This is a genomic window from Streptomyces sp. NPDC031445, assembly GCF_055581365.1.
Genome location: NZ_JBVIJO010000003.1, coordinates 232,029 through 250,637, shown reverse-complemented (window position 1 = coordinate 250,637; position 18,609 = coordinate 232,029). Strand labels below are relative to the sequence as shown.

General features: G+C 73.3%; 18 protein-coding genes and 1 riboswitch. Of the genes, 9 read left to right on the top strand and 9 right to left on the bottom strand.

Annotated features, from left to right (window positions below):
- Positions 1–127 precede the first annotated feature (127 nt).
- Together ACZ5DC_RS11380 and ACZ5DC_RS11375 are read left to right on the top strand one after the other, a co-directional pair.
- Positions 128–1,651 carry a DEAD/DEAH box helicase gene (locus ACZ5DC_RS11380; protein WP_468651667.1) on the top strand — a complete coding sequence of 508 codons (1,524 nt, stop codon included), beginning with the start codon at positions 128–130 and terminating at the stop codon, positions 1,649–1,651.
- 88 nt (positions 1,652–1,739) lie between these two features.
- Entirely contained in the window at positions 1,740–2,042 is a 303-nt protein-coding gene (locus tag ACZ5DC_RS11375) for an SCO5918 family protein (protein WP_468651665.1), read from the top strand.
- A gap of 256 nt (positions 2,043–2,298) precedes the next feature.
- Here ACZ5DC_RS11375 and ACZ5DC_RS11370 read toward each other — a convergent pair whose 3' ends face one another.
- Entirely contained in the window at positions 2,299–3,492 is a 1,194-nt protein-coding gene (locus tag ACZ5DC_RS11370) for an NAD(P)/FAD-dependent oxidoreductase (RefSeq protein WP_468651663.1), read from the bottom strand.
- A 115-nt stretch (positions 3,493–3,607) separates the two neighbouring features.
- Positions 3,608–4,552, bottom strand: a complete 945-nt coding sequence (gene sigJ / locus ACZ5DC_RS11365) for an RNA polymerase sigma factor SigJ (RefSeq protein ID WP_468651661.1) — start codon at positions 4,550–4,552, stop codon at positions 3,608–3,610.
- Between the two features lie 253 nt (positions 4,553–4,805).
- On the opposite strand from sigJ, the gene ctaD reads away from it, so the two are divergent.
- The 4 genes from ctaD (at position 4,806) to ACZ5DC_RS11345 (ending at position 8,029) form a co-directional block, all read left to right on the top strand.
- Positions 4,806–6,530, top strand: a complete 1,725-nt coding sequence (gene ctaD / locus ACZ5DC_RS11360) for an aa3-type cytochrome oxidase subunit I (protein WP_468651659.1) — start codon at positions 4,806–4,808, stop codon at positions 6,528–6,530.
- A gap of 26 nt (positions 6,531–6,556) precedes the next feature.
- Positions 6,557–6,877, top strand: a complete 321-nt coding sequence (locus ACZ5DC_RS11355; protein ID WP_468651657.1) for a cytochrome C oxidase subunit I — start codon at positions 6,557–6,559, stop codon at positions 6,875–6,877.
- A gap of 87 nt (positions 6,878–6,964) precedes the next feature.
- Positions 6,965–7,264, top strand: coding sequence for a hypothetical protein (locus tag ACZ5DC_RS11350; RefSeq protein ID WP_468651655.1), 300 nt, complete (start codon positions 6,965–6,967; stop codon positions 7,262–7,264).
- 27 nt (positions 7,265–7,291) lie between these two features.
- Complete coding sequence (locus tag ACZ5DC_RS11345; protein WP_468652069.1) at positions 7,292–8,029, top strand: hypothetical protein; 738 nt, start codon at positions 7,292–7,294, stop codon at positions 8,027–8,029.
- Here ACZ5DC_RS11345 and ACZ5DC_RS11340 read toward each other — a convergent pair.
- From ACZ5DC_RS11340 to ACZ5DC_RS11330, 3 genes are all read right to left on the bottom strand, one after another.
- Positions 7,927–8,874, bottom strand: coding sequence for an MIP/aquaporin family protein (locus ACZ5DC_RS11340; RefSeq protein ID WP_468651653.1), 948 nt, complete (start codon positions 8,872–8,874; stop codon positions 7,927–7,929). The genes ACZ5DC_RS11345 and ACZ5DC_RS11340 overlap by 103 nt on opposite strands.
- A 112-nt stretch (positions 8,875–8,986) precedes the next feature.
- A complete protein-coding gene (locus ACZ5DC_RS11335; protein WP_468651651.1) occupies positions 8,987–9,652 on the bottom strand; it encodes an SDR family NAD(P)-dependent oxidoreductase in 666 nt (221 codons plus the stop codon).
- Positions 9,653–9,734: 82 nt separating this feature from the next.
- Entirely contained in the window at positions 9,735–10,421 is a 687-nt protein-coding gene (locus ACZ5DC_RS11330; RefSeq protein ID WP_366750055.1) for a DUF6445 family protein, read from the bottom strand.
- Positions 10,422–10,645: 224 nt separating this feature from the next.
- Here ACZ5DC_RS11330 and ACZ5DC_RS11325 point away from each other — a divergent pair, with 224 nt between their 5' ends.
- The gene (locus ACZ5DC_RS11325; protein ID WP_468652067.1) at positions 10,646–11,416 is read left to right on the top strand and encodes a DUF4142 domain-containing protein; all 771 of its coding nucleotides are present in this window, start codon (positions 10,646–10,648) and stop codon (positions 11,414–11,416) included.
- A 40-nt stretch (positions 11,417–11,456) separates the two neighbouring features.
- Here the strand turns inward: ACZ5DC_RS11325 and ACZ5DC_RS11320 are convergent, their stop codons facing one another.
- Positions 11,457–13,115, bottom strand: a complete 1,659-nt coding sequence (locus tag ACZ5DC_RS11320) for a glycoside hydrolase family 13 protein (protein ID WP_468651649.1) — start codon at positions 13,113–13,115, stop codon at positions 11,457–11,459.
- A gap of 79 nt (positions 13,116–13,194) precedes the next feature.
- A complete protein-coding gene (locus tag ACZ5DC_RS11315) occupies positions 13,195–13,545 on the bottom strand; it encodes an ArsR/SmtB family transcription factor (RefSeq protein ID WP_030640383.1) in 351 nt (116 codons plus the stop codon).
- Between the two features lie 81 nt (positions 13,546–13,626).
- Positions 13,627–13,808: riboswitch (cobalamin riboswitch) on the top strand.
- A 28-nt stretch (positions 13,809–13,836) separates the two neighbouring features.
- On the opposite strand from ACZ5DC_RS11315, the gene nicT reads away from it, so the two are divergent.
- On the top strand, positions 13,837–14,919 hold the full coding sequence (gene nicT / locus ACZ5DC_RS11310) for a Nickel transporter NicT (RefSeq protein WP_468651647.1): 1,083 nt from the start codon (positions 13,837–13,839) through the stop codon (positions 14,917–14,919).
- 3 nt (positions 14,920–14,922) lie between these two features.
- Here the strand turns inward: nicT and ACZ5DC_RS11305 are convergent, their stop codons facing one another.
- The gene (locus ACZ5DC_RS11305) at positions 14,923–15,885 is read right to left on the bottom strand and encodes a nucleoside hydrolase (protein ID WP_468651645.1); all 963 of its coding nucleotides are present in this window, start codon (positions 15,883–15,885) and stop codon (positions 14,923–14,925) included.
- 244 nt (positions 15,886–16,129) lie between these two features.
- Here ACZ5DC_RS11305 and ACZ5DC_RS11300 point away from each other — a divergent pair, with 244 nt between their 5' ends.
- A complete protein-coding gene (locus ACZ5DC_RS11300) occupies positions 16,130–16,918 on the top strand; it encodes a hypothetical protein (RefSeq protein WP_468651644.1) in 789 nt (262 codons plus the stop codon).
- 4 nt (positions 16,919–16,922) lie between these two features.
- On the opposite strand, the gene ACZ5DC_RS11295 is transcribed toward ACZ5DC_RS11300, so the two are convergent.
- Positions 16,923–18,266, bottom strand: coding sequence for a helix-turn-helix domain-containing protein (locus ACZ5DC_RS11295; protein ID WP_468651642.1), 1,344 nt, complete (start codon positions 18,264–18,266; stop codon positions 16,923–16,925).
- Positions 18,267–18,609 lie beyond the last annotated feature (343 nt).

The following is an 18,609-nucleotide window of genomic DNA, read 5'->3' as shown; positions in this document are numbered from 1 at the left end:
AGCCCGTTGTTTTCCCGGCCCAGGCCGGATTTTCGCATTTCCGTCGGCTCATTCTTGTGAATCCACGCGCGGCTCGTTCACCGCTGGGCGGAATTCCTCGATACGCCGCATCGAGGAAGGTTCCCTCATGAACCGCACCCGTCGCACCGGCGGCGAACCAGGCCGCTTCCGCGCGGACCGGACCTCCACCCGGACGGCCGGCGGCACGCGCGGCGGCCGTTCCCGTGCACAGGAGCAGGGCCGGCAGGGCGCCCGTCCGGGCACCGGACGCAGGAGCGGCGCCGGCGCGCGCTCCGGCACCCGCCGGCAGGAGTTCGCCCTGCCGGTCACCCTCACCGAACCGCTGCCCGCGGTCGAGACGTTCGCCGAACTGGACATGCCCGCACGCCTGCTGGCCGCGCTCGGCGCCGAGGGCGTCACCGCGCCCTTCCCGATCCAGGCGGCCACGCTGCCGAACGCGCTGGCCGGCCGGGACGTCCTGGGCCGCGGGCGCACGGGCTCGGGCAAGACGCTCGCCTTCGGCCTGCCGCTGCTGGCCCGTCTGGACGGGCAGCGGGCCCAGCCCCGGCAGCCGCTCGCGCTCGTCCTCGTGCCCACCCGGGAACTGGCCCAGCAGGTCACCGACGCCCTCACCCCGTACGCCCGCGCCCTGCGGCTGCGGCTCGCCACGGTGGTGGGCGGCATGTCGATCGGCCGTCAGGCGAGCGCGCTGCGCGGCGGCGCCGAGGTCGTCGTGGCCACACCCGGCCGTCTGAAGGACCTCATCGAGCGGGGCGACTGCCGGCTGGACCAGGTCGCCGTCACCGTCCTGGACGAGGCCGACCAGATGGCCGACATGGGCTTCATGCCGCAGGTGACGGCCCTGCTCGACCAGGTCGCCGACGGCGGCCAGCGGCTGCTGTTCTCGGCCACCCTGGACCGCAACATCGACCTGCTGGTACGGCGCTACCTCCACGATCCCGTCGTGCACTCGGTCGACCCGTCCGCGGGAGCCGTCAGCACCATGGAGCACCATCTGCTGCACGTGCACGACGACGACAAGCACACCGCCGCGACCGAGATCGCCGCCCGGGACGGGCGGGTGATCATGTTCCTGGACACCAAGCACGCGGTCGACCGGATGGCCAGGCACCTGCTGTCCGTCGGGGTGCGCGCCTCGGCCCTGCACGGCGGCAAGTCGCAGCCGCAGCGCAACCGCACGCTCGCCCAGTTCAAGGACGGCCACGTCACGGTCCTGGTGGCGACCAACGTCGCCGCCCGCGGCATCCACGTCGACGGCCTCGACCTCGTCGTCAACGTCGACCCGCCCGGGGACCACAAGGACTACCTGCACCGGGGCGGCCGTACCGCCCGGGCCGGCGAGTCCGGCACGGTCGTCACCCTCGTCCTGCCCCACCAGCGGCGTGCGATGGACCGCCTGATGGCCGACGCCGGCATCACCGCGAGCAGCGTCCGGGTCCGCCCCGGCGAGGCCGAACTGCACCGCATCACCGGCGCCCGCACCCCCTCCGGCGTGCCCGTCACGGTCACCGTGCCGGCCGCCGAACGCAGCGAGCGCACCGCGTCCGCCCCGCGCAGCCGCCGGGGACGCGCCGCCGGCCGGGGGGCGGCCGCCCGCACCCGTCGCTCCGCCCCGAGGAACAACTCGTAGTCCAGGCACCGGGATTCGCTCCCCGCGTCCGGGGCGAGCCTACGGTCGATCCCTCCGCTGTCCCTCCCCCAACCCTGTGGAGTCCGCCATGCGCTGTGTCATCGCCCGTTTCCCCTTCGACCTGACCAAGAGCGAGGTCGAGCAGTCGATGAACGGGATCTCGCCCGAACCGGTCACCGGCATCTCGGTGAGCATCGGCCGCCGCGTCTACCCCGTCATGCAGGTCGGCGAAGTGATCACCAAGCAGGACCGCCGCGACTTCACGTCGGGCGAGATGCGCCGGGCGCTGACCCGGCTCGGCTTCACCTGCCACGACGCGCCCCCGGCCGCGCCGGCCGCGCCCGCCGCGGCCCCGGCCCCGCGCGCCGACGAGGACGCCTGGCGCTGGTGACCTCCCGGTGACCACGGCGTCCCGGTTCACGGGTGTGAGCCGCGTGGGATGTGGCACCCGGAGACGGAGCGGGCCGGACCTGCGCAGTGTCCCGTGCGGCAACCGGTTCGGCCACGAGCCGGTTCCCGTGCCGGGGTGCCACGGCCCGCGCCGCCCGGTTGTCGCCGCGAACCGCCGACGACAACCGGTGTGGCCCGCGCGGCGGACCCCGGACGCCGTGCGCCCGGGACGCGGAGCCCGGGACCGAACGCCGGGTTCAGGCGGGTGCGTTCGCCCGTGCCACCGCGTCCTGCCGCTCCCGCACCACGCGCCGCCGCGGGGCCGGGACGAACAGCGGGTTGGCGACGCCCCAGGCCGCGCCCTTGCAGACCAGTTCCTTGTAGACGGCGGCGATCCGGCCGGTCAGGGCCGCCCGCACCGCGCGGTCGTCGGCGGTGACGTACTGGATCAGGCCCTCCTTGCGGCCCAGCGAGACGCACTGGTTGAAGTAGCGCAGCGGCACCTTCGGGAGCTTGCCGCCGGTCAGGCGCGCCGCGATGGCGTCGGCGGCCTGCCAGGCGGTGGGGACGCCCGAGGCGCACGACATCCGCAGCGGCTTGCCGCCGGGGCCCGTCGCCAGGGCCGCGTCGCCGACGGCGTACACGTCCGGGTGTGAGACCGAGCGCATGGACCGGTCGACGACGATCTGGCCGGTTCCGGTGACCTCCAGGCCGGTGGCCCGCGCGATCGGGTGGACGGCGAAGCCGGTGGTCCACACGGTGACCGCGGCCGGGACCGCGGTCCCGTCGGCGGTGGTGACGCGGTCGGCCGCCACGGCCGTGACGTCGGTGTGCTCGTGCACCGTGACGCCGAGCCCGGCGAAGACCTTGCGCACGTGCGCGCGGCCCTTCGCGGAGAGCCAGTCGCCGAGGCCGCCGCGGCCGACGAGGGCGACGTCGAGGTCCGGTCGGGCCTCGGCGATCTCGGCCGCCGCCTCCAGACCGGTGAGGCCGCCGCCGACCACGACCACCGGCTGCCCGGCCGTCAGCCCGGCCAGCCGCTCGCGCAGCCGCAGCGCTCCGGCACGGCCCGCGATGTCGTGGGCGTGCTCCGCCACGCCGGGCACGCCCTGGTCGTCCCAGCCGCTGCCCAGGGCGTACACGAGGGTGTCGTACTCCAGTTCCCCGGGGCCGTCCGCGTCGGTGACGGCGACCGTCCTGCGGTCGACGTCGACGCCGGCGACCCGTGCGAGCCGCAGCCGCACACCGGTGCCCGCGAACATCTCGCTGAACGGCCGGGGCTTGAGGTCCTGGCCGGTGGCGAGCTGGTGCAGCCGGACGCGCTCGACGAAGTCGGGTTCGGCGTTGACGAGAGTGAGGGAGACGTCTTCGGGGCGCAGCCGCCTGGCGAGGCGCCCGGCGGTGATGGCTCCGGTGTATCCGGCTCCGAGGACGACGATGCGGTGCGGCATTTCCTGGCTCCTGTCTTGAGCGGATTCGCCCCTTGAACCGGGCGGCCCGCCATTTCCTGACAGGAACGGGATGTGAAGCACGTCACACCGACGTCGGTGGGTGGGGAAACCGGGATCAGAAGGGGTGGAGCAGGGGTTCGCCGTGGTCGGTGGCCGCCCAGTGCCGGGTCGCGCGTTCGAGCTTGTCCGGGTTGGCCTGGCCGCGGAACGCGCGGATGCCGTCGGCGGTGACCTCCAGGCAGATGACGCCGACGACCCGCCCGTCGAGGACCGCCACGACGGCCGGCTCGCCGTTGGCGGTGGTGGCGTAGATCCCGGGCGAGCCGCCGAGCAGGTTGCGCTTGGCCGTGCCGGGCTTGAACAGGCCCCGCATGAACGTGGCGACCGCGAGCGCGCCCTCGAACGCCTTCGTGCGGGCCGGGACCTTGCCGCCGCCGTCGCCGATCGAGACGGCGTCCTGGGTGAGCAGCCGCACCAGGGGCTCGGTCCGGCCGCTGGTGGCGGCGGCCAGGAACTCCTCGACGATCCGCCGGGCGGCGGCCTCGTCGATCTCGATGCGGGCCTTGCCGTCCGCGACGTGCTTCTTGGCCCGGTGGAGGATCTGCTGGCTCGCGGCCTCGCTGATGTCGAGGATCTGGGCGATCTCCCGGTGCGGGTAGTCGAAGGCCTCCCGCAGCACGTACACCGCCCGCTCGCTGGGGGCCAGGCGCTCCAGCAGGGTGAGGACGGCGTACGACACCGACTCGCGCTGTTCCGCGGTGTCGGCCGGCCCCAGCATCGGGTCCCCGGCGAGCAGCGGCTCGGGCAGCCACTGGCCCACGTAGGTCTCGCGCCGCGCGCGGGCCGAGGTGAGCTGGTTGAGGCAGAGGTTGGTGAGCACCTTCGTCAGCCAGGCCTCGGGGACCGCGACGTGGCCGGCGCCGGCGGCCTGCCAGCGCAGGAACGTCTCCTGCACGGCGTCCTCGGCCTCGCTCGCCGAGCCGAGCAGGCGGTAGGCGATGGCCTCCAGCCGGGGCCGGGCCGCCTCGAACCGCTCCACGTCGCTCACTGTCAGGGCCATGCCCGGGATCCTAGCCGTCACGGCTCCCGCCGGGCGGGGCCGCGGGCTCTTCCCGCAAGAGGCGCCACGAGGCCCGCCGGAACGCGAGGGAGGGCCACGGGCCCCGGCTCGTTGGGCCGGACGGGTGCATCCGTCATCCGAATGGCCGCACGTCGCACGCTCAGGGCCTCCGGCGCGGCCTCGCGTGGCGAGGATGGCGGGTGACCGACGTCCTGTCGTGGGCGGACGGCGAGCATCGGGAGACGGACGACTGGTGAGCATCCTCAACGAACCACAGGGCGGTGGCGCCCCAGCCGAGGACTCGTACGAGAACGAGTTGCCGGTCCGGCGCAAGCAGCCCGGCAATGTCGTGGTGAGGTGGCTGACGACCACCGACCACAAGACGATCGGCACCCTTTACCTGTCGACGTCGTTCGGGTTCTTCCTGGCCGGCGGGGTGATGGCGCTGATCATCCGCGCCGAGCTCGCCCGTCCCGGACTCCAGATCATCTCGAAGGAGCAGTACAACCAGCTGTTCACGATGCACGGCACCGTGATGCTGCTGATGTTCGCCACCCCGCTGTTCGCCGGCTTCACCAACTGGATCATGCCGCTGCAGATCGGCGCGCCCGACGTGGCCTTCCCCCGGCTGAACATGTTCGCCTACTGGCTGTACCTGTTCGGCTCGCTCATCGCGGTGGCCGGCTTCCTCACCCCGAACGGCGCGGCCGACTTCGGCTGGTTCGCCTACACGCCCCTGTCCGACGCGATCCGCACCCCCGGGGTCGGCGCGAACATGTGGATCCTGGGTCTGGCGTTCTCCGGCTTCGGCACCATCCTCGGTGCCGTCAACTTCATCACCACGATCACCGCGATGCGCGCGCCCGGCATGACCATGTTCCGCATGCCGATCTTCACCTGGAACGTGCTGCTGACCAGTGTCCTGGTCCTGTTCGCCTTCCCGGTGCTGGCCGCCGCCCTGTTCGCGCTGGCGGCCGACCGCATTCTCGGCGCCCACGTGTACGACGCGGCCAACGGCGGCCCGCTCCTGTGGCAGCACCTCTTCTGGTTCTTCGGCCATCCGGAGGTGTACATCATCGCGCTGCCGTTCTTCGGCATCGTCACCGAGGTCATCCCGGTGTTCTCGCGCAAGCCGATCTTCGGCTACATGGGCCTGGTCGCCGCGACCATCGCCATCGCCGGCCTGTCGGTCACGGTGTGGGCGCACCACATGTTCCCCACCGGCGCCGTGCTCCTGCCGTTCTTCTCCTTCACGACCTTCCTGATCGCCGTGCCGACCGGGGTCAAGTTCTTCAACTGGATCGGCACGATGTGGAAGGGCTCGCTGTCCTTCGAGACACCGATGCTCTGGGTGACCGGCTTCCTCGTGACGTTCCTCTTCGGCGGCCTGACCGGTGTCATCCTGGCCTCCCCGCCCATGGACTTCCACGTGACGGACAGTTACTTCGTGGTGGCCCACTTCCACTACGTCGTCTTCGGCACGGTGGTCTTCGCGATGTTCGCCGGCTTCCACTTCTGGTGGCCCAAGTTCACCGGCAAGATGCTCGACGAGCGCCTGGGCAAGATCTGCTTCTGGACCCTGTTCACCGGCTTCCACGGCACCTTCCTGGTCCAGCACTGGCTGGGCGCCGAGGGCATGCCGCGCCGCTACGCCGACTACCTGGCCGCCGACGGCTTCACCGCGCTGAACACGGTGTCTTCCATCAGCTCCTTCCTGCTCGGTCTGTCGATCCTGCCGTTCCTCTACAACGTCTGGAAGACGGCCAAGTACGGCAAGCCGGTCGGCAGGGACGACCCGTGGGGCTACGGCCGTTCGCTGGAGTGGGCGACCTCCTGCCCGCCGCCCCGGCACAACTTCGTCACCCTGCCCCGCATCCGCAGCGAGTCCCCGGCGTTCGACCTGCACCACCCGGACATCGCCATGCGGGAGCAGGAGGGCCACAGCACCGCGATCACGAGCGACCGGGGCCGGGAGTGAGCGGTCTGCCCCAGCAGGGGACCGGAGTGAGCGGCGACCTCGGCAACGAGGTCGAGGGCTATCTGCTGTGGCAGGCCAGGGTCGCGGAGGCGGAGCAGCGCGCCCGGGAGTTCGCCGGCTCCCTCGACTGGCTGACGACGGCGCAGCGTGAGGAGGTCGAGCGGCGGTACACCGCCGACAGCCTGCTGCGGGCCCGGGCCGACCTCGAACGCGTCGCGGCCCGGTGCGTGTCGCTGCGGGCCGAGTACGAGCAGCGGTACGCCGAACTGCGGCGGCGTTGCGTGGGCGTGGCGCTCGCGGTGTGCGCCGGCTTCACCGCCCTGGCCGCGCTGCTGCTGGCCCTCTGACCCACGCCGGCCGGTTTGCCGGGGCACGCGTGGGTCACTCGGGACCGGTGGCGTCCAGGGGGGCACGAGGTGACCGGGAGGAAGCCGATGAGCGCGGTGACCGTGGCCCGGGCGCAGGGCCTGTTCGATCTCGTCGGCGGTGGGTGGCCCCTGCTGCGCACCGGTCCGGCCCCGGAATCGCTCGGCCAGGCGCGCCGGGCGGGCATCGGGCCCGCCGTGACCCTGCCGGCCGTCGACCTCGTCTACGTGCCCCTCGGCCGGATCCGCCCCACGTACCTGCTCGACGCGGCGATGCAGGCGGGCTGGTGGCGGTGCGGGAGGCCGCGGTGCGCGAAGCCCGGCGGGAAGCGCCGGGGCGGTGCCCGGTCCGTGCCGCGCTTCCGGTGACGCGGTGCAGCGGTGACGGGTGACGCGATGCCCGGCCGGCGGACGCGGACGCGTTTCGAGGGGTGGATCGTCGGGACCGGGACGGCGTCCGGCACCCGGGTGGTGCTGGGCCACTGGGACCGGTCGCCGTTCGGGCGGTTCGGCGACGTCATGGTCGAGCGGGCGGACGGGCACCGGCTGCTGTTGGCGCCGTCCCGGCGGACCGCCGACTTCATCGCCGCGACCTACACCTTCGACGACGTGGTGGTCACGCCCGTCACCGTACGGATCGCGGGCCGGCACTGGGAGATCACGGCCGGCCCGCTGGACCTGCGCCTCACCACCGGCCCGCGCGGCCTCATGGGCCGGCTGCTGCGCGCCGTGCCCGCGCCGCTCGCCGCCCGGCCGGCCTGGACGGTGCTGACGTACCCGCCCGCGCGGCTGCTGCTCGGCGTGCGCACCCGGGGCAGCGCGGGCGGCGGGCGGCGCGAGTGGTACGGCGCCCTGGACCTGCTGCCGGTCGTGTCGGCCACCACGGTGTACGACGGCCGGGACCAGGGCCCGCTCGCACCGGTCGCGCCGCCCGTGCGGTTCGGGTTCGGCTCCACGCCCCGCGCGCCCAGCGCCGTACGGGTGGTCACGACCGTCGGGCTCCGCCGGTCTCCCGGCCCGGTGCCTCCCGACTACTCCTCCTCGCTGGTCCTCACGTGTGTCGCCCTGCCCGGCTCCGGCAGCTGGGCCAGCTCGGAGCGCAGGAGCAGTACGTCGCCGATGAACAGGTCGTAGACCACGATCCCGATCACGCCGCCGACCAGCGGACCGACGATCGGGATCCACCAGTACGCGCTGAAGGAGCCGGACACGCTCCCCGGGAACGCCAGGCTGCCCCAGCCCGCCGCGTAGGTGAGCAGGCGCGGCCCGAAGTCACGGGCCGGGTTGATGGCGTAGCCGGCGTTCGCGCCGTAGGACATGCCGACCGCGGCGACGACGAAGCCCACGACCAGTGGGCCGAGATTGGCCCTCACGGCCTGGTTGCGCAGGTCGAGCACGGCCGCGATCAGCATGAGCAGGAAGGCCGTGCCGACGATCTGGTCGATGAGCGGCCCCCAGATGCCACCGTGGAAGTACGGGGCCGGGAACGTGGCGAAGATCGAGAACGTCGTGTTGGTGTGCCCGTTCACCTTCGGTCCCGGCACGGTGCTGTCGTAGGCGTCGATCGCGTTGTGGTAGACGAGGTAGACCAGCGCGGCACCGGTGAGGGCGCCGACGACCTGCGCGAACCAGTACGGCAGCACCTTGGCCCAGGGGAAGCCGCGGCGCACGGCCATGGCCAGGGTCACCGCCGGGTTGATGTGGGCGCCGCTGACGCCGCCGGCCACGTAGACGCCGAAGACGACGGCCATCGCCCAGCCCCAGGTGACCAGCAGCCAGTCACCGGCCGCGAGGAAGATCGTGGTGGGGGTGGCGGCCCGTCCCGAACCGGGCAGCGCCGCGACCGCCATCGCGACCACACCGCAGCCGAAGGCGATGAGGACGAAGGTCCCGAGGAACTCCGCCAGGCACTCGCCGAGCAGCCCGCCCCGGCTTCTGAGCCGTGACGTCCTGACGAGCGGAGGGATGTCGACAGCCATGGAGGCCCCCTTTGAAGAGAGCGAAGCGGCCAATAGCCCCATATTGGCCCACAACGTCACTCCCCGCAGGGTGACCGCTTCCAGCCGGTCAGCAGCCGGGTCAGCGCAGCGCTCAGCCGTCGAGGTCGTCGGCGTAGTGCCGGAACCCGTGCCGCTCCCGGTGCAGGCTCCACAGCCGCTCCGCGAGCACACCCGGGTCCTTGCGCTCGTGACCTGCCGTGATGACCCCGGGAATGACCAGCTGGGCGACATGGATGCCCTCGCCCGCCAGCCGGTCGTGCAGCAGGTGCCCGTACGCGCTCTCCGCCGCGAAGGCGATCGAGGTGCCGGCCCGCTCGGGATGCGGTACGGCGGCGCTCCCGCCGTTGACGAACAGGATCGTCCCGCGCCCCAGCCGTCGCATGCCCGGCAGCACCTGCTGCACGGCGGCCACCGGCCCGTACACGGAGAACTCGATCGGCCCCACCAGGTCCCGGTGCCGGGTCTCCAGCACGGGCCGCATGAAGTCGCGGTGCGGCACCGGGCTGTACTGGAGCACCTCGACGGTCCCGAGGGCGTCGGCCAGCTCGTCCAGCGCCGCGGCCAGCTGCTCCGGCCGGCGCACGTCGGCGGCGAACCCGCGGGCGGTGACGCCCTCGGCCGCCAGTGCGCCGGCGATCGCGTCCAGCCGCCCCCGGTCCCGGGCGACGAGCCCGACGGCGAACCCCTCGCGCCCGAACCGCCGCGCGACGGCGGTCCCGAGTCCCGGTCCGGCTCCCACGATGGCGACACTGCTCATACCGGTCATGGGTACCGCACGCCCGGCCCCCTCACACCGTCCGCGGCCGGACGCGGGGGCGGGCGGTGTGCGGCCGTACCGGTCAGGCCATCCAGAAGAACACCGCCGTCATCCGCTTCTCCTCCAGCGTCCGGCCGGAGTAGCCGGTCGCGCTGTGCACCAGGTTGGCGTGGTAGAGCAGCAGGCGGTTGTACCGGTGCGGGACGCGGACGTCCTCCTCGAAGTGGTCCGCCGGGACGAACCGCGTCCCCAGCGCCTCGACCAGGTTGGTGTGCGGGGCCTGCACGATGTTGCCGCCGAGCCGTCCGCCCGGCAGCGACTGGCGGTAGAAGGCGGTCCCGCAGTCCTTGGGCGCCCGGGGGTTGAGGTAGAGCACGGCCGCGTACCGGCACAGCGCGCGGGAGTCGGTGTGCGGGCGGGGCTCGCTCTCGCCCTCGCCGACCACCTGGACGCAGTTGTGGTTGAGGGTGCCGCCGCCCGGCGCCCGCTGCACCCACAGCTCCCGCGCCCCGGTCGCCTTCCGCACCAGCCGCTCGATCCGGGCGAGTTCCCCCGGCTCCAGGGCGGGCATGGCGCGCAGGCCGGGCCAGGTCTCGGAGGTGTACGGGTACCCCTCGGCCCAGTCGTCCTTGGCCAGGCACCGCTCCCGTACGGCGTCGGCGTCCGGCAGGACGTCGTCCAGCACCCAGTAGTCGCGGCCCCGGGTGGGCTTGCGGTAGGGCAGGACGGGCAGCGCGGCGGGGGGCCGGTGAGGCGACGGTGGGGGCATGCGGCGAATCTAGGGGCGGTCCCGGTCTGCCTTCTCCCGGGGAGTGGTCAACCTTGTGCCGGGCAGCGGTCAACCTTGTGCCAACCGCCCCGGAAGATTCTTTACCCGCGCCCACTGAGCCGAACGGCCTCCGCGTCCGTACTGCTGTGCGTCCGAACGACGGGCGGGACCCGCAGGCAGGAGGAACGGTGCGCTTTTCGCGGAACGCGACGGGAACTCTCTTCGTGGGCGGTGCGATGGCCCTGACCCTCGCGGCCCTCGCCTACCCGGGCATGCTCGGGCTGAGCACCGTCTCCAGCTCACAGTCGCGGATCATCGCGCAGACGCAGTGGGGACCGCTCACCGAGGCGGACCGGGACTTCGTGGTCAAGGTGCGGGCGGCCGGCCTGTGGGAGTACCCGCTCGGCCAGATCGGGCTCCAGAAGGGCTCCAGCAAGGGGGTCAGGACGGCCAGCGAGCACCTGATCGACGGACACGCCGCGCTGGACGCGTCCTGCCGCAAGATCGGCCCCATGCTGAACATCACGCTGCCCAACGTGGCGAGTCCGCAACAGGTCGGTTTCGTCGACCAGTTGAAGGGCGAGAGCGGCAAGCAGTTCGACACCGACTTCGCCAACATCCTGCGCATGACGCACGGCTCGATCTTCAACACGATCGCGAAGATCCGCTCCACCACCAAGAACTCGCTGGTGCGGGCCCTCGCCGACCAGGCCAACGACACCGTCCTGGACCACATGACGGTGATGGAGAAGACCGGTCTGGTCGACTTCGACCAGACCATCTTCAACCAGACCACCCCGCCGAAGCTGCCGTCGTCCGACCTGACGCCGCCCGCCCCGCCGGCGGGCCAGCCGGAAGTGGTGCTCACCCCGCCGCCGACCGCCACGTCCACCCCGCTGGACCTCGGCGCCCTCGGTGGCGGCACGGGCGGCGGCGGTGCGGGCGCCGGCACGGGCGCCGGCCTCACCCCCAGCCCGGCGCCGCCGGCCGGCTAGGGTCTGCCGGCCTGGTCCGGCCTGGTCCGCACGAGAGGCCCTAGGCCAGCCAGACCGTGGTGTCCGGCGGCAGGACCCTCCCCTCCGGCAGCGGGCCGCTGCTCAGCAGGACCTCGCCCGGTGGCAGCGGCACCGGCTCGCCGCCGAGGTTCGTGACGTTCCGCCAGGTCTCGGTGCGGCCGAAGTCCAGGACGTCCCGGGGCGCGTCCGGCGTCCAGGTCAGCGTCTCGCCCTGGAGGAGCTTGCGGCGCAGCCGCAGGGCCGAGCGGTACAGCTCCAGCGTGGAGCCCTCGGCGCCGGCCTGCGCCTCCACGGCGTACCCGGCGAAGGCCGCCGGCTGCGGCAGCCAGCCGGGCCCGGGCCCGAAGCCGTACGACGGTCCGGTCGTCGTCCACGGCAGCGGCACCCGGCAGCCGTCGCGGCCCTTGCGGACATGGCCGGTCTGCTCCCAGATCGGGTCCTGGAGCACCTCGGTGGGCAGGTCGGCGACCTCGGGCAGGCCGAGTTCCTCCCCCTGGTAGAGGTACGCGGAGCCGGGCAGCGCCAGCATCAGCAGGGTCGCCGCCCGGGCCCGGCGCAGTCCCGCCGCCGTGTCGATCGCGGGCGCGGCGCCGCCGGACAGCAGCCAGGCGGCCGGGTCGGTGCCGGCCGGCAGCACGAGCCGGGAGGCGTGCCGCACGACGTCGTGGTTGGACAGCACCCAGGTCGCGGAGGCGCCGGCGGCCCGGGCCGTGACCAGCGAGGCGGCGATGACGTCCCGCAGCTCCTCCGCGTCCCAGCGCGCCTCCAGGTACTCGAAGTTGAAGGCCTGGCCGAGTTCGTCCGGGCGGGCGTACAGGGCGCGGCGGGCCCCGGGGACCCAGGCCTCGGCGACGGCGGTGCGCGGCGGGCTGTAGGCGTCGAAGATCTTGCGCCAGTCGCGGTAGATCTCGTGGACCTCGTCCCGGTCCCAGTAGGGGTGGCTGCCCGGCGGCACCAGCGGCAGGGCCTGCTCGCCGGTCGCGCCGATGCCGCCGATGTCCCGCAGCGGCTCGGTGAGGTCCTTGGCCAGGCCGTGGGCGACGTCCACGCGGAAGCCGTCCACGCCCCGGTCCGACCAGAACCGCAGGGTGCTGCGGAAGTCGGCGCGGACCTCCTCGTCGTCCCAGTTCAGGTCGGGCTGTTCGGGGGCGAACAGGTGCAGGTACCACTCCCCGTCGGGCACCCGCCGCCAGGCGCTGCCGCCGAACACCGACTGCCAGTCGCTGGGCGGCAGTTCACCGTGCGCGCCGCGCCCCGGCCGGAAGACGTACCGCTCCCGGGCGGCGGACCCGGGCCCGGCACGCAGCGCCTCCTGGAACCAGCGGTGCAGGTGGGAGGTGTGGTTGGGGACGATGTCCACGACCACCTTGAGCCCGAGCCGGTGCGCCTCGCCCACCAGGGCGTCGAAGTCGTCCAGGGTGCCGAGGCGCTCGTCGACCCCGCGCGGGTCGATGACGTCGTAGCCGCCGTCGGCGAGTTCGGAGGGGTAGAAGGGGCTCAGCCACAGGGCGTCCACGCCGAGGGAGGCGAGATGGCCCAGGCGTTCGGTGATGCCCCGCAGGTCGCCGAGGCCGTCACCGTCGGCGTCGGCGAAGCTGCGCGGATAGATCTGGTAGACGACGGCCTGCCGCCACCAGTCGGGGTTCCTGGACGAGAGGTCCGGCGAGAGGTCTGCCATACGGGCTCCCAGGGGACGGACGACGGTACGGAATCTGTATCTGTCCACATTGCCCGGAAAGGGAACCCTGCGCGGCCGTTCAGCCCACGCAGTGCTCCAACAGCCCCCGGACGTCCGCGTCCACCACCCTGTACCGCACCACGCGCCCCTCCTTCTCCCCCGCCACGACCCCGGCCGCCCGCAGCAGCCGCAGGGCCTGGGAGACGGCGGGGTCGTTCATCCCCGTGGCGATGGCGAGGTCCGACACGGCGAGCGGCCCGGTGCGGTGCAGCGCGACCAGCAGCGCCAGCCGGTTGGCGTCGGCGAGCAGGGAGAAACGGTCGGCCCAGGTGCGCAGGCGCCCCGCCTCACCGATGGCGGCGATCGCCTCGCAGACCCGGTGCCCGTCGATGGAACGACGGTCGGCTCGGTCGGCAGGCACGAGATGCATGGGGCCAGTCTGGCAGGCCCCCTCTCTGTGATCTTCGATACCTGCGCAGGTGCGCAGCTATGCAGGAAACCGCGTGCCCCTCTACGGTGGGCGGGCCGTGGTGTTCGGGAAGTCGATGGAAGGTCGACGCGGCCCTCGCCACTGTGATCGGGGAGTTCCCGTTCCGTCCGGCACCGCCGGGCCACTGGTCGCAGACCGGGAAGGCAGGAACGGCGGACGTACGACCCGTAAGCCAGGAGACCGGCCACGGCAGCTCACGAAGTGATCCACGAGGTGCTGGAGCGTGAACCCATGGCCGATGCCGTTTCTTTCCGCTGGCGACGCGAGGACACCGTCAAGACGGTGGGGCTGCTGGCGGTGATCGTCGCCCTCCACGTCGTCGCGTTCGGAATCCTCTACGTCCTCGTCGCGCCCGAGCACTACAGGGTCGGCTCCGACGTCTTCGGGGTCGGGCTGGGCATCACCGCCTACACCCTCGGCATGCGGCACGCCTTCGACGCCGACCACATCGCGGCGATCGACAACACCACCCGCAAGCTGATGGCCGACGGCAAGCGGCCGGTGTCGGTGGGGTTCTGGTTCGCGCTGGGCCACTCCAGCGTGGTGGTGCTGCTGGCGCTGCTGATCGCGGGCGGCACCTCGCTGGCCGGGAAGGTCATGAACGAGGGCTCCACCACCCACCAGGTGCTCGGCTTCCTCGGTACGACGGTCTCCGGCACGTTCCTCTACCTCATCGCCGCCCTGAACCTGGTCGCCCTGGTGGGCATCCTGAAGGTCTTCCGGGCGATGCGGGCGGGCGCCTACGACGAGAAGCAGCTCGAAGCGCACCTGGACGCCAGGGGGTTCATGAACCGCGTCCTCGGCCGGCTGACGAAGTCCGTCTCCCGGCCGGGGCAGATGTACCCGCTCGGCTTCCTCTTCGGCCTCGGCTTCGACACGGCCACCGAGGTCACGCTGATGGTGATGGCGGGCTCGGGCGCGGCGGCGGGACTGCCCTGGTACGCGATCCTCTGCCTGCCCCTGCTCTTCGCCGCCGGGATGAGCCTGTTCGACACCCTCGACGGCACGTTCATGAACTTCGCCTACCAGTGGGCCTTCTCCAACCCGGTCCGCAAGGTCTTCTACAACCTCGCCATCACCGGTCTGTCCATCGCGGTCGCCTTCTTCATCGGCACCATCGAGCTGGTCGGCGTCCTGCACGAGAAGTTCGGCCTGCACGACGACATCACCGGCTGGATCGCCGGCCTCGACCTGGACAACGTCGGCTACCTCATCGTCGGCCTGTTCGTCCTGGTGTGGGCGGCGGCGCTGGCGTACTGGAAGGTCGCCCGGGTCGAGGAGCGCTGGGCGGTCTCGCCGTCCGCCGCCGACTAGCGCCTACCGCGCGACGGTCTCCAGGTACAGCTTCGCGTACCGGTCGGCGTCCACCTCCAACGCCACGTCCACCAGGGCGCGTTCGCGTCCGCCCTCGTGGATCTCGGACTCGCCGGGGCGGAGTCGGCGGTCGACGATCGTCTGGCCCCGGGTGGGGCCCGGGGCGAGGGAGACCTCGACCGGGAGCCGGCGGGTGGTGATGCCCTGCGGGTCGGCGACCGCGCACACCGCGCCCGCGTCGCCGAGGCCGCCCGCCTCCTCCGCCTGGGGCGGCTCGCCCTGGTGGGCCGGCCGGTGGGCGAGCAGCTCACCGGCCAGCCGGGTGCCGGGCTCACCGCTCGCGCGCAGCCGGTGGACCTCGGCGCTGTCCACCACGACCTGCTGGAAGACGTCCAGGCCGTACATCGTGATCGGCACCCCGGCGGTCAGCAGGACCGCCGCCGCCTCCGGGTCGTGCCAGACGTTGAACTCCGCGACCGGCGTGGCGTTCCCGGTGGCCACCGCCCCGCCCATGAACACGATCCGCTCGATGTTCCGGGTCACCTCGGGGTGGGTGCGCAGCAGCAGGGCGATGTTGGTGAGCGGCGCGGTCGGGATCAGCGTCACCGGGCGCGGGCAGGCCAGGATCTCCCGGCGCAGCAGGCTGACGGCGTCGATGTCCACCGGGGTCCGGGTGGGCGCGGGCAGGCCCAGGTCGCCCATGCCGTCGGCGCCGTGCACCGGGGCCGGGCGGGCCGGCTCCAGCAGCGGGCGCTCGGCACCCCGGGCCACCGGTACGGCGGGAGCGCCCGCCTGCTCCAGCACGGTGAGGGTGTTGCGGACCACCCCGTCCACGTCGGTGTTCCCGGCCACGCAGGTCACCGCCCGCAGGTCGAGTCCGGGGTGGCGCACGGCGAACAGCAGGGCCAGGGCGTCGTCGACGCCGGTGTCGCAGTCGATGATCACGGGAATGGGCTGACCGTCCACGGCGGACTCCTTCCGTCGTGCCGACCTTAGATCAGTCCCGTCCCGGGACGGTCCGCGGCGCCGTCGTGCTCGACGGGCACAGGCGGGCGCGCGGCGCGGACGGCACCGCACCGGTCCCGCGGGGGCCGTGCCACGGATTTCCCGGCGCCCCCTCACCCGTACGGCCCGGAGCGTTGGTGCGCAGGTCAGGGCGGTGGTGCCGTGAGACCAGGCACCCCGGCCGCCCGCAGCCCAGGAGGCACCGATGTCCCCCGAGATACCCCACCTCCCCCGTGCCGTGACCCTCTCCCTGACCGGCGCCGGCCTGCTGACCGCCGGCGCCTGCGCGGCCTTCGGCCTCAACCACCCGGCGAGCGCGCCGCACCCCCTGCCCACGCTCGACCGGCCCGCCCCGACGCCCCGGCCGTCCGCGCGGGCCGGCGGTTCCTCGCTCAGCGACGAGCAGGCGCAGGCCGCGCTGATCGGCCCGAGCGACCTCGGCGATCCCTGGACCGCTTCGCGCGGGGCGGCCACCTGGCACGACGGGCTGCTGAAGGCGCGGACCTCGGCCGGGGAGTGCCAGCGGCTGCTGGACGCCCTGTACAGCGACGAGCTGCTCGGCGGACCGGCCCGCGTCACCGCCGGCCTGGACGACGCCGACACCGACGCCCAGCTCCGCTACCAGATCGGCGCCCGCCGCCCGGCCGACGTCGACGCCGTGCTGGCGTGGCTGCGGACGCTCCCGGCGCGGTGCGCGCGGTTCACGGCCACCACCGAACTGGGGCTCGAGGAGGACGTGCAGGTCGTGGACGCCCCGCTGCCCGAGGTGGGCGACGCCCGCCAGGGGCTGCGCGTCACCGTCGCCGGTACGACGCCCGACGAGCAGGAGTTCCGGCTCACCCTGGACGTGGCCGCCGTCCGGGTCGGCGAGGACGCGTTCGCGCTGACCAACGGCGGCCTGGGTGACGTACCGAACGACGCCACCCAGGCGGCCGTGCAGGTCGGCGCCCTGCGCCTGGCCGACATCCGCAAGCAGGGCCGGGCGCAGGTGTGAGTCGTCAGAGCGGCGGCTGGGCGGGGGCCGGGCCGAGGGTGGTGGTGCCGGGGGCGGTGCGGTGGCCCAGGCCGGTGCGGTAGGCGTCCAGGGCGGCCTCCACGCGGCCCGTACGGCGGAAGAGGTCGCCGAGGAGGCGGCACAGGTCGGCGAGGTCGCCGGCGGCGCCCGCGCGTTCCAGGAGGCTGAGGGCGCGGACGTAGTGCTCCTCGGCCGCCTCGGTGTCCCGGGCGTCCTCGGCGATGATGCCGAGGAGGCGGTGTGCGCCGGCGGCGTGGACGGCGCCGCGCTCGGAGGAGAAGTCCCCGAGGACCTCCTCCAGCAGTCCGGCGGCCTCCTGGGACTTGCCCCGGCGGTGCAGGACGTCGGCGAGTTCCACGGCGGCCTGGCTGCGGTACAGGGCGGCCCGGGTCTCCGACAGCATGGTGTGCGCCTGGCGCAACTCGTGCTCGGCGCGCTCCAGTTCGCCGTTCTGGGCGCAGACGTAGCCGCGCATCCAGTGGCAGTTGGCCAGCTCGGTGCGCAGGCTCAGCCGCCGGTACAGCTCGGCGGCCTTGGCCAGGGAGGCGTCGGCCTCGTCGGCGCGGCCCTCGGCGAGCAGGGTGCGGGCCACCGAGCGGTGCATCCGGGCGATCAGCGCGGGGTCGCCGGCCTGCGGGGCGAGTGCCAGGGCGAACTCGGCGGCCTGGGCGGCGCGGGCGTGGGCGCCCATGTCCATGTACGGGCCGATGATGCTGGCGTAGAGCAGCAGGAGGGCGTCGGGGTCGTGCAGTCCGCCCCGGTTCAGCTCGTCGAGCGCGGTCTCCAGCAGGTAGACGGCGTAGCGGAGTTCACCGGCGAGGTAGTGGGCGACGGCCCGGCCGCGCAGGGCGGGCACCCGGACCGGCAGGGTCTCGTCGGCGAGCCGCTCCTCGGCCTGCTCGAAGCACTCGCGCGCCGTGGTCAGCTGCCCCGTCTCCAAGGCGCACTCCCCGAGCCCGAGCAGGGCGGCGGCGTGCTCGTGCGCCAGTGCGTGGGCCTCGGCCTCCGCACGCAGCAGGGCGTACTGGGCGGCCGCCTCCTCGGCCCGTCCGTCGGCGAGGACCCGCTGGGCCTCGGTGAGCCGCAGCCGCAGGTCGGTGGCGAGGTGGGCGGGCCGGCCGACGGCCAGTTCCTCGAAGGCGACCCCCAGCCGGTCGGCGATGTGCCGCAACGCCTCGTCGGAGGCGCGCACCCGGCCGGCCTCCAGGGTGGAGATGTAGGCGGGGGTGTACGCGGGCTCCGCCAGCTGTCGCTGAGTGAGCCCCCGCTGATTGCGCAGCCGCTGTACCCGCCGCCCGATGACCTCCGGGTCGTCCCGCTCCCGCATGCCGCCTGCTCCCCCCAACTGGCCTGTCACCCCTTGCCGTTGCGCTTCGGCAGCCCCTAGGTTAAACGGCGAGTTAAACATGCTTAACACGCCGCTGTTGTGTTGTGAGGTCGCCGTGCCCGGACGTACATCCGCACCCTACGCACCGCCGCACTCCCGCACCCGCCCGATCGGCCGAACCTCCACCGCACGGGGGATCATCGCAGCCGTCATCGCCGCCGCGGCCCTCCTCCTCGCGGCGAACGCCGGCCCGGCCCGCGCGGCCGACACACCCCCGGCACCCACGACGACCCACCAGACGAACCCCTGACGCCCCCGGACGCCGGAACACTCGCCCTCCGCC

What these genes read in the sequence shown, in the direction of transcription:
- ACZ5DC_RS11380 (WP_468651667.1), top strand. Translation starts at nt 128, where the DNA reads ATGAACCGCACCCGTCGCACCGGCGGCGAACCAGGCCGCTTCCGCGCG.
- ACZ5DC_RS11375 (WP_468651665.1), top strand. Translation starts at nt 1,740, where the DNA reads ATGCGCTGTGTCATCGCCCGTTTCCCCTTCGACCTGACCAAGAGCGAG.
- ACZ5DC_RS11370 (WP_468651663.1), bottom strand. Translation starts at nt 3,492, where the DNA reads ATGCCGCACCGCATCGTCGTCCTCGGAGCCGGATACACCGGAGCCATC.
- sigJ (WP_468651661.1), bottom strand. Translation starts at nt 4,552, where the DNA reads ATGGCCCTGACAGTGAGCGACGTGGAGCGGTTCGAGGCGGCCCGGCCC.
- ACZ5DC_RS11350 (WP_468651655.1), top strand. Translation starts at nt 6,965, where the DNA reads ATGAGCGCGGTGACCGTGGCCCGGGCGCAGGGCCTGTTCGATCTCGTC.
- ACZ5DC_RS11345 (WP_468652069.1), top strand. Translation starts at nt 7,292, where the DNA reads ATGCCCGGCCGGCGGACGCGGACGCGTTTCGAGGGGTGGATCGTCGGG.
- ACZ5DC_RS11340 (WP_468651653.1), bottom strand. Translation starts at nt 8,874, where the DNA reads ATGGCTGTCGACATCCCTCCGCTCGTCAGGACGTCACGGCTCAGAAGC.
- ACZ5DC_RS11335 (WP_468651651.1), bottom strand. Translation starts at nt 9,652, where the DNA reads ATGAGCAGTGTCGCCATCGTGGGAGCCGGACCGGGACTCGGGACCGCC.
- ACZ5DC_RS11330 (WP_366750055.1), bottom strand. Translation starts at nt 10,421, where the DNA reads ATGCCCCCACCGTCGCCTCACCGGCCCCCCGCCGCGCTGCCCGTCCTG.
- ACZ5DC_RS11320 (WP_468651649.1), bottom strand. Translation starts at nt 13,115, where the DNA reads ATGGCAGACCTCTCGCCGGACCTCTCGTCCAGGAACCCCGACTGGTGG.
- ACZ5DC_RS11315 (WP_030640383.1), bottom strand. Translation starts at nt 13,545, where the DNA reads ATGCATCTCGTGCCTGCCGACCGAGCCGACCGTCGTTCCATCGACGGG.
- nicT (WP_468651647.1), top strand. Translation starts at nt 13,837, where the DNA reads ATGGCCGATGCCGTTTCTTTCCGCTGGCGACGCGAGGACACCGTCAAG.
- ACZ5DC_RS11300 (WP_468651644.1), top strand. Translation starts at nt 16,130, where the DNA reads ATGTCCCCCGAGATACCCCACCTCCCCCGTGCCGTGACCCTCTCCCTG.
- ACZ5DC_RS11295 (WP_468651642.1), bottom strand. Translation starts at nt 18,266, where the DNA reads ATGCGGGAGCGGGACGACCCGGAGGTCATCGGGCGGCGGGTACAGCGG.